The organism is Cellulomonas sp. P4_H4, from assembly GCF_056400865.1.
In genome coordinates, this window is the sequence record NZ_JBFUKL010000009.1 from 44,080 (window position 1) to 69,590 (window position 25,511).

Annotated in this window: 30 protein-coding genes and 1 riboswitch; of the genes, 6 read left to right on the forward strand and 24 right to left on the reverse strand. The window is 71.9% G+C overall.

Annotation, left to right across the window (positions count from 1 at the left end):
• Positions 1-79 precede the first annotated feature (79 nt).
• Positions 80-235, reverse strand: a complete 156-nt coding sequence (locus AC1DPN_RS19100; RefSeq protein ID WP_477086361.1) for a hypothetical protein — start codon at positions 233-235, stop codon at positions 80-82.
• A gap of 16 nt (positions 236-251) precedes the next feature.
• Positions 252-326, reverse strand: a riboswitch (cyclic di-GMP riboswitch).
• Positions 327-492: 166 nt separating this feature from the next.
• The gene (locus AC1DPN_RS19105) at positions 493-2,478 is read right to left on the reverse strand and encodes a cytochrome c biogenesis protein DipZ (protein ID WP_477086362.1); all 1,986 of its coding nucleotides are present in this window, start codon (positions 2,476-2,478) and stop codon (positions 493-495) included.
• A gap of 145 nt (positions 2,479-2,623) precedes the next feature.
• Between AC1DPN_RS19105 and AC1DPN_RS19110 the strand changes: the two genes are divergently transcribed.
• Together AC1DPN_RS19110 and AC1DPN_RS19115 are read left to right on the forward strand one after the other, a co-directional pair.
• A complete protein-coding gene (locus tag AC1DPN_RS19110) occupies positions 2,624-3,298 on the forward strand; it encodes a fasciclin domain-containing protein (RefSeq protein WP_477086363.1) in 675 nt (224 codons plus the stop codon).
• A gap of 181 nt (positions 3,299-3,479) precedes the next feature.
• On the forward strand, positions 3,480-3,638 hold the full coding sequence (locus AC1DPN_RS19115; protein WP_477086364.1) for a hypothetical protein: 159 nt from the start codon (positions 3,480-3,482) through the stop codon (positions 3,636-3,638).
• Positions 3,639-3,751: 113 nt separating this feature from the next.
• On the opposite strand, the gene AC1DPN_RS19120 is transcribed toward AC1DPN_RS19115, so the two are convergent.
• From AC1DPN_RS19120 to AC1DPN_RS19185, 14 genes are all read right to left on the reverse strand, one after another.
• The gene (locus tag AC1DPN_RS19120) at positions 3,752-4,549 is read right to left on the reverse strand and encodes an anti-sigma factor (protein WP_477086365.1); all 798 of its coding nucleotides are present in this window, start codon (positions 4,547-4,549) and stop codon (positions 3,752-3,754) included.
• The gene (gene sigK / locus AC1DPN_RS19125) at positions 4,546-5,241 is read right to left on the reverse strand and encodes an ECF RNA polymerase sigma factor SigK (protein ID WP_477086366.1); all 696 of its coding nucleotides are present in this window, start codon (positions 5,239-5,241) and stop codon (positions 4,546-4,548) included. Before sigK ends, AC1DPN_RS19120 begins: the two co-directional genes overlap by 4 nt.
• A 76-nt stretch (positions 5,242-5,317) precedes the next feature.
• Entirely contained in the window at positions 5,318-5,524 is a 207-nt protein-coding gene (locus AC1DPN_RS19130) for a hypothetical protein (protein ID WP_477086367.1), read from the reverse strand.
• A gap of 1 nt (position 5,525) precedes the next feature.
• Positions 5,526-6,200, reverse strand: a complete 675-nt coding sequence (locus AC1DPN_RS19135) for an ArsR/SmtB family transcription factor (protein ID WP_477086368.1) — start codon at positions 6,198-6,200, stop codon at positions 5,526-5,528.
• A gap of 144 nt (positions 6,201-6,344) precedes the next feature.
• On the reverse strand, positions 6,345-6,515 hold the full coding sequence (locus tag AC1DPN_RS19140) for a CsbD family protein (protein WP_477086369.1): 171 nt from the start codon (positions 6,513-6,515) through the stop codon (positions 6,345-6,347).
• A gap of 36 nt (positions 6,516-6,551) precedes the next feature.
• A complete protein-coding gene (locus AC1DPN_RS19145; protein WP_477086370.1) occupies positions 6,552-6,998 on the reverse strand; it encodes an SRPBCC family protein in 447 nt (148 codons plus the stop codon).
• 246 nt (positions 6,999-7,244) lie between these two features.
• On the reverse strand, positions 7,245-7,817 hold the full coding sequence (locus tag AC1DPN_RS19150) for a 1-acyl-sn-glycerol-3-phosphate acyltransferase (RefSeq protein WP_477086371.1): 573 nt from the start codon (positions 7,815-7,817) through the stop codon (positions 7,245-7,247).
• A gap of 7 nt (positions 7,818-7,824) precedes the next feature.
• Positions 7,825-8,994, reverse strand: a complete 1,170-nt coding sequence (locus tag AC1DPN_RS19155) for an NAD(P)/FAD-dependent oxidoreductase (RefSeq protein WP_477086372.1) — start codon at positions 8,992-8,994, stop codon at positions 7,825-7,827.
• On the reverse strand, positions 8,991-10,028 hold the full coding sequence (locus tag AC1DPN_RS19160; protein WP_477086373.1) for a semialdehyde dehydrogenase: 1,038 nt from the start codon (positions 10,026-10,028) through the stop codon (positions 8,991-8,993). The genes AC1DPN_RS19155 and AC1DPN_RS19160 overlap by 4 nt, the downstream gene beginning before the upstream one ends.
• 157 nt (positions 10,029-10,185) lie before the next feature.
• Positions 10,186-11,043, reverse strand: a complete 858-nt coding sequence (locus tag AC1DPN_RS19165; RefSeq protein WP_477086374.1) for an NAD-dependent epimerase/dehydratase family protein — start codon at positions 11,041-11,043, stop codon at positions 10,186-10,188.
• Entirely contained in the window at positions 11,040-11,972 is a 933-nt protein-coding gene (locus AC1DPN_RS19170; RefSeq protein ID WP_477086375.1) for an LLM class flavin-dependent oxidoreductase, read from the reverse strand. Before AC1DPN_RS19170 ends, AC1DPN_RS19165 begins: the two co-directional genes overlap by 4 nt.
• Positions 11,973-12,539, reverse strand: coding sequence for a sugar O-acetyltransferase (locus tag AC1DPN_RS19175; RefSeq protein WP_477086376.1), 567 nt, complete (start codon positions 12,537-12,539; stop codon positions 11,973-11,975).
• Between the two features lie 55 nt (positions 12,540-12,594).
• Entirely contained in the window at positions 12,595-14,574 is a 1,980-nt protein-coding gene (locus AC1DPN_RS19180) for a penicillin-binding transpeptidase domain-containing protein (protein ID WP_477086377.1), read from the reverse strand.
• Between the two features lie 129 nt (positions 14,575-14,703).
• A complete protein-coding gene (locus AC1DPN_RS19185) occupies positions 14,704-16,029 on the reverse strand; it encodes an FAD-binding oxidoreductase (protein ID WP_477086378.1) in 1,326 nt (441 codons plus the stop codon).
• 173 nt (positions 16,030-16,202) lie between these two features.
• Here AC1DPN_RS19185 and AC1DPN_RS19190 point away from each other — a divergent pair, with 173 nt between their 5' ends.
• Positions 16,203-16,541, forward strand: coding sequence for a YciI family protein (locus tag AC1DPN_RS19190; protein ID WP_477086379.1), 339 nt, complete (start codon positions 16,203-16,205; stop codon positions 16,539-16,541).
• Positions 16,538-17,791 carry an RNA polymerase sigma factor gene (locus tag AC1DPN_RS19195; RefSeq protein WP_477086380.1) on the forward strand — a complete coding sequence of 418 codons (1,254 nt, stop codon included), beginning with the start codon at positions 16,538-16,540 and terminating at the stop codon, positions 17,789-17,791. The genes AC1DPN_RS19190 and AC1DPN_RS19195 overlap by 4 nt, the downstream gene beginning before the upstream one ends.
• On the opposite strand, the gene AC1DPN_RS19200 is transcribed toward AC1DPN_RS19195, so the two are convergent.
• The 4 genes from AC1DPN_RS19200 to AC1DPN_RS19215 form a co-directional block, all read right to left on the reverse strand.
• Positions 17,772-18,398, reverse strand: coding sequence for a GNAT family N-acetyltransferase (locus tag AC1DPN_RS19200; protein ID WP_477086381.1), 627 nt, complete (start codon positions 18,396-18,398; stop codon positions 17,772-17,774). The genes AC1DPN_RS19195 and AC1DPN_RS19200 overlap by 20 nt on opposite strands.
• A 47-nt stretch (positions 18,399-18,445) precedes the next feature.
• Positions 18,446-19,735, reverse strand: a complete 1,290-nt coding sequence (locus AC1DPN_RS19205; protein WP_477086382.1) for an MFS transporter — start codon at positions 19,733-19,735, stop codon at positions 18,446-18,448.
• 82 nt (positions 19,736-19,817) lie between these two features.
• Positions 19,818-21,050 (reverse strand): RNA polymerase sigma factor, encoded by a 1,233-nt coding sequence (locus AC1DPN_RS19210; protein ID WP_477086383.1) that lies wholly within the window; start codon positions 21,048-21,050, stop codon positions 19,818-19,820.
• A 25-nt stretch (positions 21,051-21,075) separates the two neighbouring features.
• Positions 21,076-21,510, reverse strand: a complete 435-nt coding sequence (locus AC1DPN_RS19215) for a YciI family protein (protein WP_477086384.1) — start codon at positions 21,508-21,510, stop codon at positions 21,076-21,078.
• A gap of 331 nt (positions 21,511-21,841) precedes the next feature.
• On the opposite strand from AC1DPN_RS19215, the gene AC1DPN_RS19220 reads away from it, so the two are divergent.
• On the forward strand, positions 21,842-22,273 hold the full coding sequence (locus tag AC1DPN_RS19220; RefSeq protein WP_477086385.1) for a DUF6855 family protein: 432 nt from the start codon (positions 21,842-21,844) through the stop codon (positions 22,271-22,273).
• On the opposite strand, the gene AC1DPN_RS19225 is transcribed toward AC1DPN_RS19220, so the two are convergent.
• Positions 22,258-22,668: a DUF3224 domain-containing protein gene (locus tag AC1DPN_RS19225; protein ID WP_477086386.1), complete on the reverse strand. Its 411-nt coding sequence runs from the start codon at positions 22,666-22,668 to the stop codon at positions 22,258-22,260. The genes AC1DPN_RS19220 and AC1DPN_RS19225 overlap by 16 nt on opposite strands.
• On the reverse strand, positions 22,668-23,627 hold the full coding sequence (locus tag AC1DPN_RS19230; protein ID WP_477086387.1) for a helix-turn-helix transcriptional regulator: 960 nt from the start codon (positions 23,625-23,627) through the stop codon (positions 22,668-22,670). The genes AC1DPN_RS19225 and AC1DPN_RS19230 overlap by 1 nt, the downstream gene beginning before the upstream one ends.
• A gap of 63 nt (positions 23,628-23,690) precedes the next feature.
• Between AC1DPN_RS19230 and AC1DPN_RS19235 the strand changes: the two genes are divergently transcribed.
• Positions 23,691-24,095 (forward strand): VOC family protein, encoded by a 405-nt coding sequence (locus AC1DPN_RS19235; RefSeq protein WP_477086388.1) that lies wholly within the window; start codon positions 23,691-23,693, stop codon positions 24,093-24,095.
• 17 nt (positions 24,096-24,112) lie between these two features.
• On the opposite strand, the gene AC1DPN_RS19240 is transcribed toward AC1DPN_RS19235, so the two are convergent.
• Both AC1DPN_RS19240 and AC1DPN_RS19245 read right to left on the reverse strand, forming a co-directional pair.
• The gene (locus tag AC1DPN_RS19240) at positions 24,113-24,925 is read right to left on the reverse strand and encodes a putative protein N(5)-glutamine methyltransferase (protein ID WP_477086389.1); all 813 of its coding nucleotides are present in this window, start codon (positions 24,923-24,925) and stop codon (positions 24,113-24,115) included.
• Positions 24,926-25,014: 89 nt separating this feature from the next.
• Positions 25,015-25,440, reverse strand: a complete 426-nt coding sequence (locus AC1DPN_RS19245) for a DUF5684 domain-containing protein (RefSeq protein WP_477086390.1) — start codon at positions 25,438-25,440, stop codon at positions 25,015-25,017.
• Positions 25,441-25,511 lie beyond the last annotated feature (71 nt).

Here is a 25,511-nt window from a genome sequence, read left to right on the forward strand (position 1 = left end):
CAGTGCCCAGTCGCCGGACATGACGAAACCCCCGCCCCGAGGGGCGAGGGTTACGTGGAGTGCGAAGGTGTGCTGTGGTTCAGGCGGCCGCGTGCTCGCGCTGCGCCGGAACCAGCTCGACCGCCTGGCCGCGGGCCGCGAGTCCTGCCCACGCCTGAAGGCGGGTGGCCGGGAACGCGTTCTTGACCGGGATCGACGTCTCTGACGGGTCGACCGAGTATCCACGCTGGTCCATGTGGGTGTCCTGTCTGTTCGGTAGCCCGGCTGACCGTGTAGGTCCCGTGGCTTTGCGTCCCCTCTTTGCAGAGGGTTTGCCGTTTTCGCTGACAAGTCCGACATTAGCCGACGGGTGTCTGTGAAGGAAGTGATCGCGCCCGCGCAACTTCGCACACACGTTCTTTTCACCCAGTCGGCGGTATCTGAGCGAGCGCTGTGACCTCCTTGGGCGTTCACCCGGCGCAATCCGGACGGTCGTTCAGTTCACCCGGCGTGTCATCCGAACGTGAAGGAGAACACCTGGACACCCTCAGGAACATGGAGCTCGAGCGTCCCTTCCCCCGTCTCCGTGCCGCTGACCAGCGGATATGCCCGCGGCGATCCCCCGACATCAATGACGAGATCCTCCGCCGTATCCCCGTTCGTGTGTGGAATCCGCACTGTGACGGCGCCAACACCGCCGATTACTGCTTGGACGACTGCTGCGTGGTAGCGCAGCCGGATCGTCGCGCCAGGTCCCGCCGTGGCGCCCTGATAGTCGGTCGTCCATGTTCCACCAAGTGCGATCGTGTCCGTTTGCTGGTCCTCGGGGAGCGTGTACGTCGACGTGCCCTCCCGGTAGTCGCCCGCCACGTTGCGGTGCTTGCCGACCGACAGGAAGGTCTCCGGCGTCACGTCGTCGACGGGCGTGGTGTCGTCGACGTCGGTCGATGCCGGGAGCGCTACGCCGGGGTCCGCGTCGGCGAGCAGCTCGCGGATCAAGGCCTCCGTCTGGACGTACCCGCCCTCGCCCTGCGACACCTGGCGGATCGTCCCGGTCGCGTCGATCAGGTAGTGCGCGGGCCAGAAGCGGTTCCGGTACGCCGTCCACGTGGCATAGGAGTTGTCCTGCGCGACGGGGTAGGTGATCCCCAGCCGCCTCGCGCCGTCCTCGACGTTGCGGGTCTCACGCTCGAACGCGTACTCGGGGGTGTGCACCCCGATCACGACGAGCCCGGCGTCCTTGTAGGCCTCGTCCCACGCGGTGACGTGCGGGACGGAGCGCTGGCAGTTGATGCAGGAGTACGCCCAGAAGTCGAGCAGGACGACCTTGCCCCGGAGCTCGGCCAGGTCGATCGGCGCTCCGTCCGGCGTGTTCAGCCATGTGTCGATGCCACGCAGCGCCGGGGCCGGTCCGCAGTCCTCCAGCGCGGCCGAGTTGTTCGTGCAGTCGCCGATCTTCTGGTTCTCCGCGGTCACGAGCCCGCCGAGGTCGAGCTGCTCGCGCACGGTCTCGTTGGCGGCGACCTTCTCCTGGAGCGCGTCGGTGTACCCGGGGAGCGCGCGCTGGATCGCGTCGGTGACGTTGAACGCGAGAGCGAGCGCCAGCAGGATCATCAGGACCCCGCCCGCTGCACGGATCCCCCGCTGGTGGTTCCGGAACGTCGCGATGCGCTCGGCCACCTTGCGGCCTGCGAGCGCCAGGACCAGCAGCGGGATCGCCGCGCCGAGGGCGAACGTCACCGTGAGGACGATCGTGCTCAGACCGACCGACCCTGTCGCGCCCGCCACGGTGATCGCCGCCAGCACCGGGCCGGCGCAGGGCACGTAGACCGCGCCGAGCCCGAGTCCCAGCACGAACCCGCCCCGGCCCTTGCCCGGCACCCGGTTCGGGGTCAGCCGTGCGAACGGTCGCTCGAGCAGCTCCTCGAAGCGCGGCACGAGCAGTCCGAGCCCCAGCAGCGCCAGCACGGCGATCCCCGCCCAGCGCAGCAGGTCCTGCGGGAGGCCGAGCAGGTTGAGCACGACGGTCCCGACGAGGGTCACCAGCGTGAAGCTCGTGACCAGGCCGGCGATCACCAGGTACGGACGCCGCGCCGCAGCGCGGTCCCGCTCGTCGTCGGAGTGCGTCCTCTCCAGGACCGCGACGTGGCTCTCCGACGACGGACCGGCCGCCGGCATCGGCGCGCTCTGGCTGGTCGGTGCGGGTCCCCCGACGGGCGTCGTCGTCGTGCGCGTGAGGAACGACGGCTGTGCGAGCGCACCGACAGTCATCCCCCTCGGCGCGGCACGGCCGGCGACGACCGGCCGCGCAGCGCCTGACGGTCCGCTCGTCCTGCCCTCGTCCGAACCCGCTCCGGGTGGGGGCCTGCGGGGCTTGTCCCGCGCCGCCTCCACGCCGCCGGCGAAGAACACGACCGGGAGCACAGGGAGGATGCACGGCGAGATGCCGGTGATGAGGCCGCCGATGAGGCCGATGAGCGCGAGCGTGAGCAGGTCCATGGCGGAGGTTCGCGACGAGGCACCCCGTGGATGGGTCGAGCTCCGCCGACGATCCGGACCCATCCGGCACTGCGTCGGCCCCGAACCACCCTGCGACACGGGACGACCGGGCACACCGCCCGGACCACGATCACAGGGAGTCACCATGCGCACCACGAACCGCACCCGCATCGCCGCCGTCCTGCTCGCCGGCGTGACGGGCCTCGCGCTCACCGCCTGCTCCAGCGCGTCGGACGACGACACCACAGCCGGCTCGTCCGAGATGGCGGCGCCGTCGCAGACCCCCGACGCGATGGCCGACGACGACGCGATGACGGCCGACCCGGCTGCAGACCTCGTCGGCACCGGCTGTGCCGACTACGCGACCGCCGTCCCCGACGGGCCTGGCTCCGTGACCGGCATGTCGACTGACCCGGTCGCGGTGGCGGCGTCGAACAACCCGCTGCTCACCACGCTGACCGCCGCGGTCTCGGGCCAGCTGAACCCGGACGTGAACCTGGTCGACACCCTGAACGGCGGGGAGTTCACGGTGTTCGCACCGGTCGACGACGCGTTCGCAGCGATCGACCCGGCCACGATCGAGTCGCTCAAGACCGACTCGGCGACCCTGACCAAGATCCTGACGTACCACGTGGTCCCCGGGCAGCTCTCGCCCGACATGGTGGCCGGCACGCAGACCACCGTCGAGGGCGGAACGGTCGAGGTCGCCGGCTCGGGCGACGACCTCACGGTGAACGGCGCCAAGGTCATCTGCGGCGGCGTCCACACCGCGAACGCGACCGTCTACCTCATCGACGCGGTCCTGATGCCGACCATGTGATCCGCCCACTGCGAAGCCCCCTCCCGCTCGTCCGTCTCGGATGAGCGGGAGGGGGCTTCGTTCGTGAGGATCACCCGTCCGATTCGGGCCCTAAGCCTCTGGTACACGCGCCCGGGGCGAGCAGAGTGGCTGGCACCGGAGACCCCGGCCGCAGTGTCACACAAGGAAGTGGAGACCCCACGTGAACCCCGAGCTCAACCTCATGGACTACCTCAACCGCGAGCGTCAGCTCGCCCTGGCCGTCGAACGTCGTCGCGCCTGCGCCGCGCGCCAGCAGGACGTGCGCCCGATCACCCGCAAGGGTCTGCTGAGCCGCCTGCGCCACACGCACGCACACTGACGGGCCGGGCCGAATCACGAGTGCTGGAGGTCGCCCAACGACGGGTTGCCTCCAGTGCTCGGTCGCGAGACGGGTAGCACCCGTAGGCGCCTCGGGGAGGTGCGACGAGCAGGTCAGGCGGCCGAGAGGACGACGACCGGCGTCGTCGTGGGCTGGTCCGAGCCGCCCGCGGGTTCCACCGTGATCGCGAGCGCGTCGCCCGGGGAGAAGTCGTCCGTCAACGCTCGGGCGCTGCCGCCTGCGTCGGCGAGGATGCCGGCAGACGCCGCCTCGTCACCGCTGACCACCCAGAGCTGGTAGACGTGCTCGTCGCCAGGATCCGGCAGGTCCGACGCGCTGACCAGCGCCTGTGAGTCCGTCATGACGGCGGTCGCCGTGCCCCCGCCGTCCAGCGTGCCGTGCACGACGACGGCCGAGGGGTCCGTCAGCAGGTCCGCGAGCGCCTGCTGCTGCTCTTCGACCTCGTTCGCCCGCTGCGCCTGCTGCACCGCGATGGCCGTCGGGATGGCGGCGCCCACGACGACCGCCGCGGCGATCGCCAGCCACTGCGTCCGACGTGGGCGCCGACGCGACGCCAGGTCGGTCACGGGCGTCTCGACGTCTGGTATCGACGGGCTCTCTGCTGCCGCATGGCGTGGGCCGACCTGCGGGGTCGTCGCGACCGCGGAGAGGACCGCGTCGCGCAGGGCCGGCGGCGGGTCGGCAGCGACCGCGTCGCCGAGGATCGCGGCGACGGCAGTCAGGTCGGCCAGCTGACGCGCGGCCTCCGGGTCGGCGGCCACCAGCTCCTCGACGGCGGCACGCTCGGAGGCGTCCACGGCGTGCACGGCGTAGGCGCCGAGCAGCGAACGGGCGTCGTCGGACGGAAGGTCCGGTCCCGAGGGCTCCGCGTGGGTCGGGTTCTCGCTCATGAGCTCACCCCCAGGCAGTCGCGGAGCCGGAGCAGGCCGTCCCGGATGCGCGACTTCACGGTGGGCAGCGGCGCGGCGAGCTCGTCGGCCACCTCACGGTAGGTCCGCCCGCCGTAGTAGGCGAGCACCACGGACTCCTTCTGCGTCGGCGTGAGCGTGCCCAGGCAGTCACGCACCCGGGTCTGCTCGAGCGCGGCCTCGACCTCGTCGGCCACCACGTCGGACGGACGCTCGGGGCTCAGGTCGAGGTCGCGCTGGTCACGGTCACGCTGAGACTGCACGGAGCGCACCCGGTCGACAGCCCGCCGGTGCGCGAGCGTGAGCGCCCAGGTGCGCGCGGACCCGCGGGTGGCGTCGAACCGTGGCGCCTGCCGCCAGACCTCGACCCAGACCTCCTGGGCGACCTCGGCCGCGTGGTCCGGGTCGCGCAGGACGCCGAGGCACGTGCCGAACACGCCACGACCGAGGGTGTCGTACAGGGCCGCGAAGGCGGAGTCGTCGCCGATCGCGACCGCGGCCAGCAGCGACTCGGCCGAGATCGGGGACGCGCCGGGGTCAGCGGCGGGACCGGACGGTCTCGGGGCTGGCTCCACGCGGGCCAGTGTGCCCCACCGCTCGGCTGCCCGCTCTGCGGCGGTGCCGCGGCGGTCCACGACGAGTGCGGCCGTGGCCGCGGGCCGGACGAGAGACATGGGAGCACCGAGCGTCGAAGGAGTGTGACGCACAGGGTTCGGCGCGGACCGCCGTCCGGATGGCTCGATCGGGGGCTCAGTACCCCGCGCCCGACCGCAGAGCCAGGGCGGCGGCGCGCTGCGCCTCGTTGCGACGCTCCGCAGCGGCGCGTTCGGTCCGCACCCAGTGCGGGCGGTGCGCGACCGGGACCGGGCGCCGCTGCAGGCGTGCTCGGCCGGCGCGGAGCACGAGTCGGGGGATGGGGATGCGCACCGTGCGCACGTCGTACGTCAGCGCGACCATGTCACGCCTCCTCTGGGGAGTGCTGGGCTGTCTGCTGGGGGGCGTCGGACGCCTCCGGACCGGGTGCTGCAGGGAACGCGAGATCAGGGTGGAGCGTCGAGAACCAGCGCATGAGGCGCGCGCCCGGCGGACGTCCGGTCGCGTCGGACGAGCGGACGAGGAGGGGCTCCATGAGCGCGGCGATCGCCTCGTTGAGCTGCTCGACCTCGTCGGGCGTGGCCCAGAACGACTCCCCGTTCAGGACGACCGGCAGGCGCTGGCCGGCCAGCTCCTCGGTGCGGGCGGCGCGCTCGCGCATGAAGTCCACGAACTGGTCGGCCTCGCGGCGAACCGCGATCTCCGCGAGCTCGGCGACCGCGTGGATCGACCCCGGGACCGACACGTCGGGCGTGAAGTACTGGCGCGTCTCGACGCGGCGCCACGGGCGCTCACGGCCGCGACGGGCGGCGGGCTCGATGAACCCGTAGCGGGCGAGGAGGCGCAGGTGGAACGAGCAGTTGGCCACCGTCTCGCCCGTGTGCTTGGCGCACTCGGTGGCCGTGGCCTCGCCGACGTCCGCGAGGAAGTCGAGCAGCTCGAGGCGCAGCGGGTGGGCGAGCGCCCGGATGCGCTCGGGGTCGCTGGACCGTTCAGCTCCCGCGAAGGGGTGCGACTCGGTGGTGCCGTCGGTGCTCATGGCACCACCGTACGACGCGCAACACTCATTGCGCAATAGTCGTTGCGCAATGAGTGTTGCTTCTTGGTCACCTGGATTCAGGCAGACGAGAGCCCCCGCCTCTCTCGTCGAGAGACAGGGGCCCCGGTACGTGGAGACGGTCCGTTACTTGAACGCGTCCTTGACCTTCTCGCCTGCCTGCTTGAGGTCGGCACTGGCCTGGTCGGCCTTGCCTTCCGCCTCGAGGCGCTCGTCGTCGGTCACCTTGCCGGTGGCCTCCTTGACCTTGCCCTTGGCGTCCTGTGCGGCATTCGAGACCTTGTCGTCGATACCCATGGGAATCACTCCTTTCGGGTTGGCAACGCTTCGACGTTACGTCGGCTCTGATGCCTTCGCATCCGGAGCGATCGCAGCAGCGAGTGCCTCGAGCACCTGCCCCCAGAGGCCCTCGGCGTGCTTCACCTCGTCGGCGGAGCCGTTGCCGTCCTGCTCGAGCGAGACCGTCGTCGACCCCCCGGACTCCACCAGCGTGAAGGTCAGGTGGTGGTAGTTCTCCGGCACGTCGGGCTGTCCGGACAACGGTGAGTAGTGGGTGTACCGCAGCAGGTTCGGCGGGTCGACCTCGACGATCTCGCCGTGGTCCTGGAAGGGCTTGCCCTCCCACTCCCCGTCGAACGTGATGGGGTCCCCGACCTCGTAGGTGCTGGTCACGCGTGCACCCACCATCCAGCGCTGGGTCGGGTCCACGAGCACCGACCAGACCTCCTCGGCCGACGCCGGCACCTCGACGACGGCCCGCGCGACCAGGTTCTCAGCCATGGACGCCGGCCGGGTGGAGGTCGGTCCGGGACCAGTCGAGCTCGTCGTGTGCCCTCATCCGACCGACGTTAGCGAGGGGTGCCGAGACATGCCTCTCAGGAGCTGGTGACCGTGCAGATCCCCTCGGGGTGGTCACCGGTCGACACCGACCAGCTGTACGGCTGGCCGACGACCTCCGCGGCCGTCGGGACGTCCACGGTCATCCGGGCATCGTCGCAGGTGAGGGCGACGCGCGCGGCGGAACCGTCAGGCAGTTTCCTCGCGGAGCCGCGGCTCGGTGCGGCGCGCGGGCACGAAGCCGGACTTGTCGGCGTAGAACGCTCGGATGACGTCCATGTCCGCGGGCACGTCGCCCGTCAGCTCGATCGTCGGGCCGAGCCCAGCGGTCATCGTGGTGCGGTCGACGTAGCCGAGCGTGACCGGCAGGCCCGTAGCGCGTGCGATGCGGTAGAACCCGGACTTCCAGCCGTCACCGCTGCGCGTGCCCTCGGGTGTGACGACGAGGTAGAAGCGGTCACCACCCTGGATCCGCGCGACCAGGTCGTCGACGAGCCCGGCCGGGTTGGCCCTGTCCACCGGGATGCCCCCGAGCCCGCGCATGACCGGTCCGCCGATCCCCCGGAAGAGCCCGTTCTTGCCGAGCCACCGGATGGGGACCTCACCTTCGCCGGCGATGGCGAGCATCAGGATGAAGTCCCAGTTCGAGGTGTGCGGTGCGCCGATGAGCAGCCCCGCACCGTCCGTCGGCACCCGTTCGGTCTTCAGGGTCCACCGGCTCACCCGCCAGAACCCGCGCGCCAGGGCGTGTCGAACGGTCATCGTCTGCTCACCCCGGAACGGTACCTGCCGTCAGGCTGGTCCTCGGTGCCGCCTCGTGGACCGGGCGACGCCCGCGCACCAGCGCACCCGGGACGCGCACGGCCCGTGAGCGCGACGGCATGAAGCGCACGAAGAACCCGACGCGCAGGAGCCAGGCGGCCCAGCCGGTGATCGGGAGACCGTAGAGGTCCGCGACGCCGTGACCGACGCCGAACGACGCGGCCTGTCCGAGGCCGAGGTACCGGAACGGTCGCGACGAACCGCCTCGCAGCACGTGCGCGACGTTGCGACCCACCTGGTCGCCCGCCTTGATGGCCCACAGCGCGTTCGCGGTGACAGGCTCGCCCGAGCGCGGGTGCAGCACACGAGCCGCGTCCCCCGCGGCCCAGACGTCGGGCGCGACCTCGAGCTCACGGGTGGTGACCAGACGGCCCTGCGGGTCGCGCGGGAGGTCGTCGAGACCGGGCAGCGCGACCGCCCGCTGGCCGGTCGTTGCGAGGACCACGCGGCTGTCGAGCCTCGACCCGTCGGACAGGGCCACCCCGGACGCGTCGACCGACACCGCCCGCACGCCGGTCCGTACGTCGACGCCGAGGCGCGCGAGCTCACGGTCGCAACGGACCGCGAGCCGGGGCTGCTCCGCACGCAGGGCCTGCACCAGAGCGTCGCCCGCGTGCACCAGCGTCACCGACGAGCCGCGGTCCGCGAGAGCCGCCGCAAGCTCGACGCCGGCCAGGCCGCCGCCGATCACCACGACCGGTCCGTCGTCGGCACGCTCGACCACCCTCATGATGTCGCCCGGACCCCGCAGGGTCAGCGCGCCCTCGAGGCCGGCGACCGGTTCGCGCGCGCCGGTGCCGACGACGAGCGCGTCGTAGGTGACGACCTGACCGACGCCGTAGTGCACCTGGCGGTCGTCGAGCGAGACCCTGGTGACGCGGGCGTGGATGACCCGGGCCTTCGGCATCGCCTCCGTGAGCGGGGTCCGGGTCAGGTCGATGGGCAGCAGCCCCGCCAGAACCTCGCCGGTGAACCCGTGGAAGCTGTGCACGGTGTCCGCGCTGATCACGACGATCTCCACCTCGCCACGACGCAGCTCGCCGCGCAGGCGCCGGGCGAGCGCACCGTACGCGTGCAGGCTGACGTACCCGCCGCCGAGCAGGACGACGCGCCTCATCGGACCGACACCAGCGCTTCCGGCAGCGGCCGTCCGAAGCTCGTCGGCGGGGCGGCGCCGAACCCGAGGTGCCCGAACCGGTGCGCGAGGTCGCGCACGTGCGAGACCTGGTCGAGGGTCGGTACGCCGATCGAGAAGTGACCGGCGTGGCCGGCCAGACCGAGCAGGAACGTCTCCGCGAAGCACGCGTACGCGCGCCCCGGCGGCAGGCCGATGTCCGCACCCCGGAGGCGCATGGTCGGGATGTCGACCACGCCACCGTCGACGACCGTCACGTCCGGGCGCTGCACCAGCAGGTCGGGGTCGGTGTTGCGCGGCTGCGTCGCGTCGAGCACGACGGCGCCGGGCGCCAGGTGCTCCGCACCGAGCAGAGCCTCCGTCGACGCGGTCAGGAGCACCACGACGTCGCAGTCGCGCACGCCGAGGACGTCGGTGGCGATGGTCGTCGGAACCCGACCCCCCACCTCCTTCTGGAGCATCGCGAGCTTGGGATCCCCACGGGCGACGAGCGTCAGCGAGTCCACCGCACCGCCGCGCGCGAGCAGACGCACGAGCGTGGTGCCGACGCTTCCGGTGGCCCCGACCACGGCGACGCGACGCCGGTGCCCGAGCAGGGCGAGCAGCTGGTCCTCGACGACGGCCGCGGTGTACGCGTTGCCGTTGGTCACACCGATGTCGGTCCGCCCGCGCAGGCTCACGCCGCCGGCGGTGACGGTCGCGGTCAGCGCGCCCAGGCCCACCACCCCGGCGCCGAGCGAGGCCGCGTGCTCGACCGCACGTGTGACGCGCGCCCGGCCCTCGCCGGGCTCGCTCAGCAGGTGTCGCGCGCCGTAGGGCACGTACACCACGTCGCCGGCGGGCTGGTCGCCCAGGAGCACGCGCGAGATCGACGCCGGGGGCAGCGGCAGCCGGCGGACGGCCGCGTCGAGCAGCCGCTCGGGGATCGCCCCCAGCGGACGCCAGATCCGGGCCAGGTCCTGCCCGATCTGGGCCCGGGGATGGACCAGGAACGCGAACGGCACGGCGCTGCTCATGGGTGGCTCCCTCGGACGGCGCGCGGGAGCGGGCCCGCGTCGTCAGGGTGGTGGGTGCGCGACCTCCACTCGGCCGCACATCCCTAGGGGTGCGGCCGACGCCCACGGATACGCGGCCACGGGGGTGAAAGGGCCCAGTGACCAGGGCAGTGACGGCTCAGACGTGGTTGCGCCAGCTGTGCACGGGCTGGAAGTCGAGGAGCCGGCGCGCCTTGTCGATCGACAGGAGCGTCTCGGTGCCGTGCACGGGTCGCTTGAGCGGGACGTCCGGGAAGTACCGCGCCATGAGGTCGGCCGAGTCGGTGCTCATGACGTTGTCCGGGGAGGCCACGATGAACGCCTCGAACCCGGTGAGGTCGGACTCGAGCGCGCGTTGCACGGCCAAGGCTCCGTCACGCGCGTCGATGTAGCTCCACAGGTTCCAGATGCGCTGCCGCGGGTCGGCCTCGAACGACGGGAACTGCGCGTAGTCCTCGACGTCCATGACGTTCGAGAAGCGCAGCCCGATCAGCTTGGCCTCCGGGTCCCAGCGAGCGAAGTGCCGGGCCATCTCTTCCTCAACGGCCTTGCCGAGCGAGTACGTGCTCTCGGGCCGGACCGTGTACTCCTCGTCGACCGGCGCGTACGGCGGGGGCGTCTCGAACGGCAGGCCGAGGACGGTCTCGCTGGACGCCCACACGACGTTCCGGATGCCCGCTCGTCGGGCCGCGTCGAACACGTGGTGCGTGCTCAGCACGTTGTTCGCGAACGTCGCACCGCTCGGCCGCAGACCCGGCGCGGGGATCGCCGCGAGGTGCACGACGGCGTCGACGCCCTGGTAGCGGTCGTCGATCCCGGTCAGCGCCTCGGTGACCTGACCGAGGTCGGTCAGGTCGACGCGCGTGAACAGCGCGGGCTGGCCGGGCGGGGGCGGTGTCGTGTCCACGTTGACGACCTCGTACCCCTGCTCGGCGAGGTGCGTGACGACCGCCCGCCCGAGCTTTCCGCTGCCACCCGTGACCACGACTCGACTCATACGAGCGACGCTAGCTCCTCGAGGGCGCTGCGCGGGTCGGGGCCTGCCGGGATGAGCACCGGGCTGGTGACGCCGGCCTCGCGCAGCTGCGCGAGCCGTGCCCTGGCCTGCGCCGGCGTCCCGACGACGGCCAGCTGGTCGACCCAGCCGGCCGGGGCGCGGGCCATGAACTCGGACCGGCTCGACGATGACGCCCGGAGCGCGCGGAACTCGTCGGCGAACGGCAGCGGGTCGATGTGCGGCGCCCAGTCGGGATCGCCCACCCACTCGAGGGCTGGCCGCACGCGGTCACGAGCCCGGTCCGCGTCGGCGTCCACGGCGGCGACGCAGTAGGCGACGACCGGCACGCGCCGGCCGACGTGCGCCAGCACCTGCGCCAGGTACTCCGGCGTCACAGGCTCGGCCAGCACGACGCCGTCGGCGACCCGGCCGGCGAGCGCGAGCGACCTTGCCCCGCGCACCCCGGCATAGACCGGCGGCGGCGTCGCCGGCGGCGTGTTCAGCTGCACCCCGTCGACCTGGACGTACCGCCCGTCGAGCGTGACCCTCTCGCCGTGCAGGAGCGCCCGGAGCGCACCGATGTGCTCGTCGAGCATCGTCAGCGGGCTGGCCGGCCAGGCACCGACCTGCCGGATCCAGCCCTGCATCCCGTGTCCGACGCCGAGATCCAGCCGACCCGGGTACAGCTCGGCGAGGGTCGAGGCCTCCATCGCCGCGAAGACCGGGTTGCGCACGGCCGCAGGCAGGATGCCGATGCCGACCCGGATGTGCTCGGTGCTCGCAAGAACGACGCCGGCCTGCGCGATGCCGCCACGGAAGGGCAGGTCCTCGACCACCCAGATCTCGGTGAATCCGAGGGCTTCCGCACGCCTGGCATAGGGGACGAGCTGCGCGATCGGCAGGTCGCGCGGCAGCAGGATGCCGGTCATTCAGACCTCCTTCACGACGCGGGCCGGGTTGCCCACCGCCACGACGTCGGCGGGGAGGTCCTTGGTCACCACCGAGCCGGCGCCGACGACCGTGTTGTCGCCGATCGTCACGCCGGGGCACACGATCACGCCGCCACCGAGCCACACGTTGTTGCCGATCGTGATCGCCCTCGCCGACTCGAGCTTGGCGCCCCGAGCCTCGGGGTCGATCGGGTGCACGGGCGTGAGGAGCTGGACGTTCGGACCCAGGAGGACGTCGTCGCCGATGTGGATCGGCGCCACGTCCAGCGCCACCAGCCCGAAGTTCACGAACGTCCGCGCGCCGATGTGGAGGTGCTTGCCGTAGTCGACGTACAGCGGCGGGCGGATCGTCGTGTCGTCGCCGAGAGTCCCCAGAAGCGCCCGCAGCTCGACCTGTGCCGCGTCGGCGTCTATCCGGAACGCGTCCGCGTACTGGTGTGCCCGCTCCTGGGCCTGGTTGGTCATGGCCACCAGGTCGGCGGTGGCCTCGTACCAGTCGCCGGCGACCATGCGCTCGTACTGGGACCTCGTGTCGTCATCGCTCACGGGAAGACGCTCGCACAGTCCCGGGGCTCATGGCACGTGAGGGTGTACTCACGTGTCAGCCCTGCGGCTGCGCGGCCTCCAGGAACGACTTCAGGAGCGGGCCCGCGGTGGTCGATCCGTAGTCACCGACGTCGACGAAGACGGCGACGGCCAGGTCACCCTGCACCGCGATCATCCATACGTGGTTCTGCAGGTCGTCGCCCTCGCCGAACTGCGCGGTCCCCGTCTTGGCAGCCACCTCGTCGCCCGGAACGTCCTGCAGGAACGACGCGCCGCCCTCGGTGACCACGCTGCGCATGAGCGACTTCAGGGTCGCCGCCTCCTCCGCGGTCAGCGGCACCTGCGGGCGAGCGGACTCTGACGCGTCCGGGGCCGGCTCGTCGGTCTCGCTCGGCTCGGGGGCGGGCGTGCCCTCGGGGACGACGACGAGGCGGGGCACGACGGTCGAGCCCTTGGCCACCGACGCCGCGACCGTCGCCATGCCGAGCGGCGACGCCAGCACGCGTCCCTGCCCGATCATCGACGCCGCGTGGTCCGTGCCGTCCGAGTCGCCCGGCACCGCCCCGAGGAACGCGGGGAACCCGAGCGACGCGTCCGGGTCGAGCCCGAGCGAGCCTGCCGCGTCGATGAGCTCGTCCTGCGACGCCGAGTCACGCGCCGAGATGAAGGCGGTGTTGCACGAGTTGGCGAAGGCCGTCCGCAGCGGGACGTCGCCGAGCTTGTCAGCCGGGTAGCCCGGGAAGTTCTGGAACTCGCGACCGTCGACGGTGACGGTCTCCGGGCAGGTGACCGGCGAGTCGGGCGAGAGGCCGGATCGCAGGAGCGCGAGCGCGCTGGCCACCTTGAACGTCGACCCCGGGGCGAACTGACCGAGCGTCGAGGTCGACATCCCCTCGCCGCCGGCACCGCTCGCCGCCGCGAGGACGTCACCGGTCGACGGCCGGATCGCCACGATCGCGCTGGCGGGTCCTACGCCGACGAGCACGTTCTCCGCCGCCTGCTGGAGGTCGACGTCCAACGTCGTCTGGAGCGGCGTTCCCGCGACCGGGTCCTGCTCGTACAGCTCACGCACCGCAGCGCCGTCGGCCCCGACCGCCTCGATGCTCAAGCCGGGGAAGCCGCGCAGCTGGGCGTCGTACTGCCGCTCGAGCCCCGACAGCCCCGCGAGGTCACCGGCCGCGACAGCACCGTCGGACTTCTCGACGATCTCCGCGGTCGCGTCACCGACCGTCCCCAGGATCGGGCGGGCGAAGGAGCGGGTCGGCGCGAGCGGGATGGTGTCGGACAACGCGCTGACTCCCGGGATCGCCGCGATCACCCCCCGGTCGTAGGACGAGTCGTTGTCGCGCAGCACGATCGCCTCGACGAACGCCTTCGGCCCGGCCGCCGCGACCTTCGCCGCGTACTCGTCGGCGTTCATGCCGAGTGCCACTGCGAGCGCGCGGGCCGAGGCATCCTGGTCTGCCGCGACGACGTGCGTCTTGTCGAGACCGATGCGGTTGACCGCGCGCGGCTCGATGATCGGCGCGCCGCCGGCTCCGAGCACGTTGGCCCGCGTCGCGGCGGCCCGCTTCACGACGAGCTTCTCGGCCTCGCTCAGGTCGGGCGCCAGGATGGTCGGCGCCCAGGCGGCCTGCCACGTGTCGTCCTCGGCGCGCGTCAACCTGGCGTGCGTCTCGTAGGTCCAGTCGGCGTCGCTGTCGTCCAGGTCCCACGTGAAACGCAGGGTTGCCGTGGCGGAGTCCTCGTCCTTCTCGTCCACCGTGCTGGATGCGAGCTCGACCTTGGGCGTCCACGGCTGCAGGCCTTCGTAGGCAGCGGCCCACTGGGCGGCTGCCGCGGTCGCGTCGGTCGACGTCAGGGGCGCCGAGGTGAACGTTCCCGACGAGAGCGCGGCCGCGAGCTCCTTGCTGGCCTCGTCCGGGCCCGGGGGGTCCGCCGAGCACGACGTCAGTCCGAGCACCAGCCCGAGGGAGACGACGAACGTCCCCGCGGCTCCCCGCGCCACCCTGCGTGGTCCCCCTGCGAACGTCATCCGAACCTCTCGTGATGTCAGGCCTGCCCGCTCGTGCCCCCGAACGGACCGGCACAGCCTCGCGAAGCGTGCCACGGCCGGGTGAAGCGTGTCCGGCGAATTGATGAGCCTTCACGCTTCCTCCCCAGCTCAGGGGAGCGCGAACACCCCGGCAGGGTCGTACGTATGCCGGACGTCACCCAGACGGTCGGCTGTCGCCGCGTTCCAGCGTGCCTGTCCCCGGCCCGCGAAGTTCGGGTTCATCTCGTCGGCCGCCCACGGCGCGAGAGCGGCGAAGAACGACTCGGCCGCCGCGGGCAGCTCGGTCTCGAACGTCGTCGGGTCGACGCCGAGCACGCCGAGCACGAACGCAGCGCCACGGCCCGCCACGGCGGACCCACCACGCACGTCGCGTGCCGTGGCGCCGGCGACGTGCCGCAGCTCGACGGCGAGGAACGGGAAGTCCTGGCCGGGCCCTGCGTGCTCGAGGAGAGTGGTCGACAGGTCGTCGTCGGACGTCGCGAGCATCAGCCCCCGCGTCCAGCTCGGTGCCGGCGCGACCCGGTCACCGTGGATCCGCTCGGCCTGCGCCGCGGGCAGGACGTCGAGGTCGTCGACCATCACGGGCGCAAGCTCCCGCAGGGGTGCGGCGGCCTCCACGCCGGACTCCGCGTCGCCCGGACGCGCGAACCGCAGGGACAGCAGCGTCCGTCCGCGCAGCGGTGGCGGGACCATCTCGAGCGCGGGGAACCGGACGATCGCGGCGCTCGTGGTCGTCACGCCGTCCGCGCGCGCCGTCCAGTCCAGCCAGCCGCGCAGCACCGCGGGGATGTCCTCCGTGTCGAACATCAGCGAGCCTGCGTACAGCTCGGGCACGGACGCCAGGTGGAGACGCACCTGCGTGACCACGCCGAGCCCGGACCACCCGCCCTGCAACGCCCAGAACAGGTCCGGGGCCTCGGTGGCGCTGGCCTCGACCACCTCGCTGGTCCCGGTGACCACGGTCAGCGACTCGATCCGGTCCGAGCTGAACCCGTGACTGCGCGCGAGCGGCCCGAGGCCTCCACCGAGCAGATAGCCGACGACCCCGACGTGCGTCGACGCTCCTCCCACCGGTGTGAGCCCCTCAGGGTCGGCCGCAGTCACGACGTCCGTCCAGGCGGAACCCGCGCCGATCGTCGCGACCGCCGTCTCGGCGTCGACTGCGACTCCGGTGATCCGGCTCGTCGTGACCATCACGCCCGAGGTCACCGGCCGTCGCGCGCCGTGACCCGTGGCCTGAACGCTCAGCGGCAGGCGCTGCATCGCGGCCCACCGGACCGCCTCGACCACGTCCTGCGTGCTCGTCGCACCGACCACGAGGTCCGGCCGGTGGACGACGGCCCGGTTGTACGCGAGGACCTCGTCGGCGAAGCCGTCGTCGCCGGGCACGAGGACGGGGCCCAGGACGCGGGCGGTGAGCGGGTGGTCAAACATGCTGGGCTCCTGTCTGTCCGTCGTCGTTCCGACAGACCACCATTCCAGCCACCACCGACAACGCAACAGACGCGAGCGTCCACGGCGCCATCCGCTGTCGATCGGCCTGTTCTCCGTTCGTACAGGCAGTGAGACGCTGGCCGAGGGCCGGCGACGAACACGAGGAGGACGCCATGACCCACTACCTGCTGAGCGTGATCGAGCCCGACGGCCCGATGCCCGACCCCGAGTTCCTCGAGCCGATCATGCGGGCCGTCGGTGCCGTGGACGACGCCATGCGGGAGGCCGGCGTGTGGGTGTACGCGGGCGGCCTGCACAACCCGAGCACCGCGACCGTGCTGCGCGCGAAGGACGGCGAGGTGCTCACGACGGACGGCCCGTACGTCGAGGGCAAGGAGCACCTCGGCGGCTTCACCATCGTCGACGTCCCTGACCTCGACGAGGCCATGTCGTGGGGATCGCAGCTGGCGCTGGCCACGACGTTGCCGATCGAGGTCCGGCCGTTCCGTTGACAACCCCCTCGGGGTCACCGAGCGGGATCTCGGACGACGAGATCGCGGCCGTGTTCCGCGCGGAGCACGGCCGCGCGGTCGCCGTGCTGACCCGGGCGTTCCGTTCGCTCGACGTCGCCGAGGAGGCCGTCCAGGACGCCTTCGTCGCGGCCGTCGAGCACTGGCCGCGCGAGGGTGTGCCACCGAGCCCGGCCGGCTGGATCATCACGACTGCGCGCCGCAAGGCCATCGACCGGCTGCGACGCGAGGCGTCGCGCGACGACCGGCACGCGGAGGCGGCACTGCTGTACGCCCAGGAGCACGTGGAGGTGGGGCCGGTGCGGGACGACCAGCTCCGGCTCGTGTTCACGTGCTGCCACCCCGCGCTCGCGCCCGAGGCGCAGGTCGCGCTCACGCTGCGGATGGTCGGCGGCCTGACCACCGAGCAGATCGCGCACGCGTTCCTGGTGCCGGTGCCGACCATGCAGCAGCGCCTCGTGCGGGCCAAGGGCAAGATCCGCGACGCGCGGATCCCCTACCGGGTCCCGGCGGACCCGGACCTCCCCGACCGGCTGCGCAGCGTGCTCGCGGTCGTCTACCTCGTCTTCACCGAGGGCCACCAGGCGTCGAGCGGCCCGGCCGTGATGCGCGAGGACCTGTGTGCCGACGCGATCCGGCTCGGCCGGCTGATGGTCGAGCTCATGCCCGACGAGCCCGAGGCGGCCGGCCTGCTGGCGCTGATGCTCCTGGTCGACGCCCGCCGCCCGGCCCGTTCCGACTCGGGGCTGGTCCTGCTGGCCGACCAGGACCGCACGCTGTGGGACCGCGCGATGCTCGACGAGGGCCTCGCCCTGGTCCGTGAGTCGCTGCGCCGCAACCAGCCCGGTCCGTACCAGCTCCAGGCCGCGATCCAGGCGGTGCACGCGTCCGCCCCGACCGCCTCGCTCACGCAGTGGTGGCAGGTGGTGGCCCTCTACGACCAGCTTCTCGCCGTCACGCCGACTCCGGTGGTCGCGTTGAACCGGGCGGTCGCGGTCGCGGAGGTCGACGGACCCGCCGCCGGCCTCGCCCTGGTGGACGGGCTGCCCCTGCAGCACTTCGCGCTCTTCCACTCGGTGCGTGCGGACTTCCTGCGGCGCCTGGACCGCTCCGAGGAGGCCGCGGCGGAGTACGAGCGTGCGTCGGCGCTGACGGAGAACGACGCGGAACGGGAGTTCCTGGAGTCTCGTCGCGACGCCCTGACGAGAGGCGTCAGCGGAGCCGGTTCGTGAGCCCCGCGCGCACCGCGAACCACTCCGCCGCGACGATCGAGAAGTACGCCGAGTCGCGCACCGTTCCGTCGGTCGCCATCGTGTGCGCGCGGCGAACACCCTCGAACCGGCCTCCGATCCGCTCGATCGCGTTGCGCGACGCCCAGTTCCGCGCGTCGGTCTTGAGGGTCACGCGCAGCACGCGCCACGTCTCGAACGCGTGCGTGAGCAGCAGCAGCTTCGTCTCCGTGTTCACCGGGGTCCGCTGGGCGCTCGCCGAGTACCAGGTGCTCCCGATCTCGGCGACGGACGGCGGGTGCTCGTCGTCGGGTGCGCTCCCGACCGCGACGCCCGGCGGCCACGGCGTCGGAGTCTCGAACACCTCGAGGTCGAGGAACCGCGTGCTCCCGACGAGGGTGTCGTCGGCCAGCCGGCGGACGGCGAAGGGCACCGCTCGGGGCTGCTCGAGAGCTCCTCGGACGTACCTCTCGGCCTCGTCGCGGCCGTCGGGCACCCAGGTGTACCCGAAGCTTCCCCGCTCGCCAGCGGCCGCGGCCGCGAGTCCGTCCACGTGGTCGAGGGTCAGGTGCTCGAGCCGCACGTGGCGGCCCTCCAGGGTGAAGCTCATGCCCCCATCGTCGGGCATCGGGCACCCTCGGTCATCCGGTGCGTGGGTCAGAGAGCGGCGTGTGCATCGGCCGCCCGCAATAAACGACGCCCGGCCGGGACTGCCAGTGCGATCGCGACGACGGCCAGGAGCATGAGGCCCGCGACCACGAGCAGCGACTCGACGCTGAACTGGTCGGCAAGAGGCCCGAACACCGCCATGCCGAACGGCATCGCGAGCGCCATGACGATCCCGACGAAACCGAAGACGCGACCCTGCATCTCCGGCTCGACGGTCTCCTGCAGCACCGTGTAGCTCGGCGTCGAGAAGGCGGGGACCGACAGCCCGAGCACGAACATGAAGGAAAAGAAGACCCACAGGTTGGTGGACAGTCCGAGGCCGATCGAGAGGATGCCGAACACGACTGTCGACCCGAGGATGAGCGCGACCCGGTTCCACCTCGTCGCGAACGTCGCGATGAGCGCACCGCCGATCACCATGCCGATGCTGAACGCGAGCTCGTTGGCGGTCAGCTTCCAGACCTCCTCGCCGAACGTCCGAGCGATCATCAGCGGCGTCAGGAACGACGGCGCGACGATGAGCACGAACACGACCGCGTAGAGCACGAGGATCCACCGCACGAACGGGTGCGTGAGCATGTACCGCACGCCGCCGCGCAGGTCGTCGAGGTAGCCGAGCTTCTCGGTGTGCTCCCGGACCAGCGGCCTGACCTTCACCAGGAGGAGCAGGCCGATGCCCAGGACCGCGGTGACCACGTCGATGTAGAACACGGCGACGATCGACATGCTCGCGTAGACCGCGGCGGCCGCGGCCGGGGCGACGAGCATCATGGCCGACTGGATGGTGCCGTTGATGCCGTTGACGCGCATGAGCTTGTCGGTCGGGACGATCTGCGGGATCAGCGCCGCGACCGCGGGCATCTGGATCCCGGCTCCCGCCGAGCGGACGGCGATCGCGACGAAGATGAACAGCAGGTCGTCGGCACCCGCGCTCATGAGCAGCGCCAGCGCGAGGGTGACCAGGGCGATCGTGCCGTCCGCCGCGATGATCAGGAGCTTGCGGTTGAGGCGGTCGGCCCAGACGCCACCGAAGATCGAGAGCACGGCCTGCGGCAGGAACCCGAACACCGCGTACAGGGCCATCACGCCGCCGGACTTGGTCTCGAGCGTCAGGTGCCACATGACCGCGTACTGCACGAGCATCGACCCGAACAGCGAGATCGTCTGACCGCTCAAGAAGAGGGTGACGTCGCGGCGCCAGCCGGGCTCGGGGTCCACGACGACCGGATCGTTCACCGGCTCTGTCGTGGGCTCGGTCGCGGCCCCGGCGTCGCTCATGCCCCCACCCTCACCCGGCGGGCCTCCCGCCGTCCACGGAGATCCGCGTCCCGACGGACCGTATCTCCACGCTCCGACACGCTCAGTCCGTGACGGTCGCGGCCGCTCGTTCGAGGAGCAGGTTCCGTTCACGCTGCGTCGGGGCCAGGTCGGCCGCGCGTTCCAGCTCGGCCGCGGCCTCGTCGGGACGCCCGAGCTGCGTCAGCACCTCCGCCCGGACCGCGCCGAGCAGGTGGTAGCGGGCCATGCGCGGGTCGCCGGCGATCGCGTCGAGCGCCTCGAGGGCGGCCTGCGGGCCGTCGGCGTGCAGGACGGCGACGGCGCGGTTGAGCTCGACGACCGGGCTCGGGGTCAGCTGCGCGAGCGCGTCGTAGAGCGCGACGACTGCCTCCCAGTCGGTCGCCTCGAAGCTCGGCGCGCGGCTGTGGCAGGCCGCGATCGCCGCCTGCACGGTGTACGGACCGAGCGGGCGCCCCAACGCGATCGACGTGTCCAGCGCCTTGAGCCCGTGCTCGATCAGTGCTTTGTCCCAGAAGCGGCGGTCCTGGTCCTGCAGCAGCGTGCCCGCGCCGCGGGCGTCGAACCGGGACGCCTGCAGCTCCATGAGGGCGACCAGGCCGTGCACCTCAGACTCGCGCGGCAGCAGGCCGGCGAGGACCCGGCCCAGGCGGGTCGCCTCGTCCGCCAGGTCCCGACGGACCCAGTCGTCGCCGGAGGTCGCCGCATACCCCTCGGTGAAGACCAGGTAGATCACCTCGAGCACGGAGCCCAGTCGCGCCGGCATCTCGTCGGCCTGCGGCACCTCGAACGGGACGTGCGCCTCGGCGAGCGTGCGCTTGGCGCGGGAGATCCGCTGGCCGATCGTCGCGCTCGGTGTCAGGTACGCGCGGGCGATCTCGTCCGTGGTCAGCCCGCCGAACAGCCGCAGCGTGAGTGCGATCCGCGCGTCGCGGGGCAGCACCGGGTGGCAGGTCAGGAACACGAGCGAGAGCAGGTCGTCGCCGACGGGGTCCTCGATGATCCCGTCGGCGGGCGGTTCGTCGGACAACCCCTGCGCCAGCACCGCGTACTTGACGTCGCGGTTCTGCTCACGTCGGATGACGTCGATCGCCCGACGCCTGGCCGTCGTCATCAGCCAGGCACCGGGCTTGTCCGGGACGCCGTCCGTGGGCCACTGCTCGAGGGCCGCGACGAACGCGTCCTGTGCGAGCTCCTCGGCCAGGCCGACGTCCCGGACCAGGCGGGTGAGCGAGGCGATCAGCCGTGGCGACTCGATCCGCCAGACGACCTCGACGGTGCGCCGAGGGTCGCTCATCGCCCTACCCGCCCGCTCGCCCCCGTCAGGCGTCCAGCTTCGCCTGGTTGCGCTCCACGAGGTCCTGCTGGGTGGCGATCGTCTCCGGCGAGAGGACCTGCTCGAAGTCCTCCATCTCGAAGAACGGCCGGATCTCCAGCACGGACCGCACGCCCGGCGTCGACGGGCACCGCTTGGCCCACTCGGTGGCCTCGTCGAGCGACGTGACCTGCCAGATCCAGTAGCCGGCGATGATCTCCTTCGCCTCCGTGAACGGCCCGTCGACCACCGACGTCCCGCCCTCGGCCGCGAACACGACCTTCGCTCCGGCCGAGCTCGGCTTGAGCCCCTCGCCGCCGAGCATGATCCCGGCGCTCACCAGCTGCTCGTTGTACGCGTTCATGACCGCGAACATCTCGTCGTTCGGCGCGATCTTGCCCTCGTCGGCGCCGTCACCCTTGATCATGACCAGGACCTTCATGACGAACTCCTTCGTTGTGGATGCCGTCCCGACGCTAGTGCCGGGCGGGCCTTCACCACTACGTCGAACGGCCCCGGTGCATCTTCGACACCGGGTGCCGACGAGTTTGTCGGCGGACGTAGCAACGCCCGGACCACGGGCCCCGTCAGATGCCGGAGACCGCGACGGATCGACGATCTCGGGCGTCTCACCTGGTGTCGCGGCCGCCGCGTACGGTGGCGTGCGAACCTGCGCGCCGGATCGTTCGGTGCGCAGCGTCGGACGGCGGATAGTGGTGGCGACGGCCCTGAGGGGTTGCCCCTGCGGACGATCGCGATCGAAGGAGATCCCCATGGTCGGTACCGGAACCCACGACGACCCGTGGCAGCTCACCACGGCACCTGGCTCGTCCGCGTACGCGATGTACCGGGACGACACGGCCGACCCGCCCGCGCTCGTCTGCCAGGTCGGGACCACCACCCTGCGGTACCACCTGAGCGCGATCGACGACCTGTACGCCTGGCTCCTCGCCCAGGGCGACTGGGTGCCGCTCGGCGCGGCCGACGAGACAAAGCCCGCGAGCGCCGGGACCGTCGAGGCCTGGGGCCGCGACGAGTCCAACCCGGTGGGTGGTTGGTACGGGCTGCGCAAGGGCTACCGCGGACGGTTCGGCATGTACCTGCCGCCGCTGCTCGAGTCGCTCGGCCTGGTCGAGCTCACGCACGACGCCCGCAACAACTCGGTCCGCGCGATCCCGACCGGAGCGCCTCAGCCGAGCGTGTAGTCGAAGCGCATCCGGTGCGTGCCGTCGGCGTCGACGACGAGTGCCCCGCCGCCCGCGATCCCGGCCAGCTCGCCGGTGCCGCTCCCGGCCACGATGGTGAAGAACTCGCCGGACCGGTCGGAGCCGCTGGTCGACGCCACGTGCGCGAAGTTGAACGTGCCGGTCCGCCCGTCGAGCGACCCCTCGAACGACTCCAGCGCCACGTAGGTGCCGATGCCCCGCTCGGGATCGAACGCCGACGTGAACAGCGTGTTCGAGCGTCCCTCGACCGCGCCGGAGTACCGCTTCTCCATCGTGGCGACTCCGACGCCGAGCGCGGTCTGCACCGGATCGGGCACCGCGATCGGCACGCCGGTGAACCCGCTGACCTCGAACGTTCCCTCGGTGGTGACCATCACTGGACGTTATCGGCGGCCACCGACAACCCGTAGGCCTCGGTCAGCTCGCGCCCGATCCGGCCCAGCTCGACCAGGACCTCGCCCGGCGAGACCACCTCGACCGACGATCCGTGACCGGCGAGCTGCTCGGCGACCGATCGCGCCATGTGCGCGGCGACGGTGAGCCGCACGCGTCCGTCGTCGGCCGGTCCCACGACCGCGCAGTGCCGGCCGAACTGCCGCTGCAGCACCGGCACGAGCCGCGCAGGCGCGAGCACCTCCGCCGACACCCTCGACCGGCGCTCCTCCAGCTCACCGACGACCGACGCCCACACCTCCTCGACGTCGAGCGCGTCGGGCCGGCGGAACACCGCGTCGAGGACGTCGACGGACACCATCCGGTCCACCCGGAACGTTCGTCGGCCGCCTGCCGTGCCGGCGATCAGGTACCAGGTGCCGTCCTTGTCGACGAGCGCCCACGGGTCCACGGCCCGCGGCTCGGGAGAGGACCGGTAGACCATCGACACCCGCCGCCGCCGCACGACGGCCACCTGGAGCTCGTCGACGAGCGCGTCGGAGGCCGGTGCCGTCGCGCCCCACCCGCTCCGGTCGACGACCACGGCACGCGCGGCCGCCTCGGCCTCGGCCCGGAAGGTCTCCGGAAGCGCGCGGACGAGCTTGCGCAGCGCCGACACCGCCGCGGGAGAGCGTCCTGACGTCGGGCCGACGAGGAGGAACAGCGCCTGCGCCTCCGACGACGTCAGACCGGTGAGGTCGGTGCGCGCGCCACCGACCAGCGACCAGCCGCCCCCGCGACCGGGCTGCGGGCACACCGGGATCCCGGCCGACGAGAGCGCCTCGAGGTCACGGCGCGCAGTCGCGACAGACACCTCGAGCGACGACGCCACCTCGGCTGCCGTCACCCGCCCGCGCGCCTGCATGAGCAGGAGCGTCGCCACCAGCCGGTCCGCTCTCACGACCACGAAGATAGTCGGAAACGTAGTCAGAAGATGAGCACTTTGACCGGAAGAGTGGGTGCCATGAACACAACGAAGAGCACCCTGCGCGGCCTGGCCAACGTCTCCTTCTTCACCGACGACCTCGGTGCGGCCCGCACCTGGTACGCCGACTTCCTGGGCCTCGAGCCCTACTTCGTCCGCGACGGCTACATCGAGTTCCGGCTCGGCGACCACCACGACGAGCTCGGCATCGTCGACCGCCGGTACGCCCCGGCGCAGGGCGGACCGGCCGGCGCGATCCCCTACTGGCACGTCGACGACGTCGCGGCGACCTACCAGCGCGCCCTCGACCAGGGTGCCGCGGTGCACGACGAGATCCGCGAGCGCGGCGGGGGCTTCGTCACGGCCTCGGTCACGGACCCCTTCGGCAACGTCCTCGCGTTCATGTCGAACCCGAACTGGCTGGAGAACGCGACGACGGCCTAGACGGGCGTCAGGACGCCCTACTCGCGCAGCAGGGTCCCGACGATCGCCGTCGCCTCGCGATCGGGGTCGACGGCCACCCGGGCGGAGAGCCCGGCGGCCTCGAAGACGGCACAGGCGTCGGCGGCCTGCGCCTCGCTGGTCTCGACGAGCAGGTGCCCACCGGGGACCAGCCACCGGGGCGCGAGCGCGGCGACACGGCGCAGGACGTCGAGCCCGTCGAGTCCTCCGTCGAGCGTCACGCGGGGCTCGTGCTCGCGGGCCTCGACCGGCATGCGGGCGATCGCCTCGCTCGGGACGTAGGGCACGTTGGCCAGCATGACCTCGACGCGTCCGAGCAGGTGGTCGGGCAACGGCGCGTCGAGGTCGCCCTCGAGCACGGTGCCGCCGACGACGTCGACGTTCCGGCGCGCGCACGCGACGGCCCGCGGCTCGATGTCGGTGGCGTACAGCTCGACCGGCAGGTGCAGCGTCTCCGCGAGCGCGACGCCGAGCGCGCCGGACCCGCAGCACAGGTCGACGATGACCACGGGCTCACCGGACGGGAGGACGAGCCGCACCAGCTCCACGAGCCGGGCGGACTCGTCGACCAGGAACTCGGTGCGCAGCCTCGGCACGAACACGCCGGCGTCGATCTCGATCTGCAGGCCGCAGAACGAGGCCCACCCGACGACGACCTCGAGCGGCTCGCCCGCGACCCGACGCGCGAGCATCGACGCGAGCTCCTCGGGGGAACGCGCCGTCTCGATCAGGAGGACCGCCTCGTCCTCCGCGAACACGCATCCCGCGGTGCGCAGGGTCCTCACCACGACCTCGTACGACAGCTGTGCCACGACGTCCTCTCGAGACGGAACGGCTCACCCTAGGCCACGACGAGGCGGCCGCACCCCCGACAGGGATGCGGCCGCCCGGACGAACGAGGTCAGGCGGTCGCGTAGCCCACGGGCGCGACGCCGACGCCGCCGGGGCCCTGGTAGCGGCTCGAGTCGAACGCGAGGATGTAGTAGAAGATCAGGCTCAGGAAGACCAGGCCGACGGTGAACCCTGCGCCGTGCCCGAACGACACGGACAGCCCGTGCAGCATGAGGATCAGGAACACGAGGTTCACGACCGGGATGAGGAACAGGAGGATCCACCACATCGGCTTGCCGGCGATCTTGAGCATGACGAGCGTGTTCCAGATCGGGATCAGCGCCTGCCAGCCGGCCTCGCCCGCCTTCGTGAAGATGACCCAGATCGGGATGACGGCGATCGCGTAGGCGATCAGCCAGATCACGAAGAGGAGCCCCGGGTTGACCGAGGACGCCGACGTCGTGGTGACGGCCACGTCCGAGAAGAGTGTGTGCATGCCGCGACAGTAGCGACGGCCGTGGTCCCGCGTACGCGCTTTCGTGCATCTCGTCGCCGGCATCCGCGTGA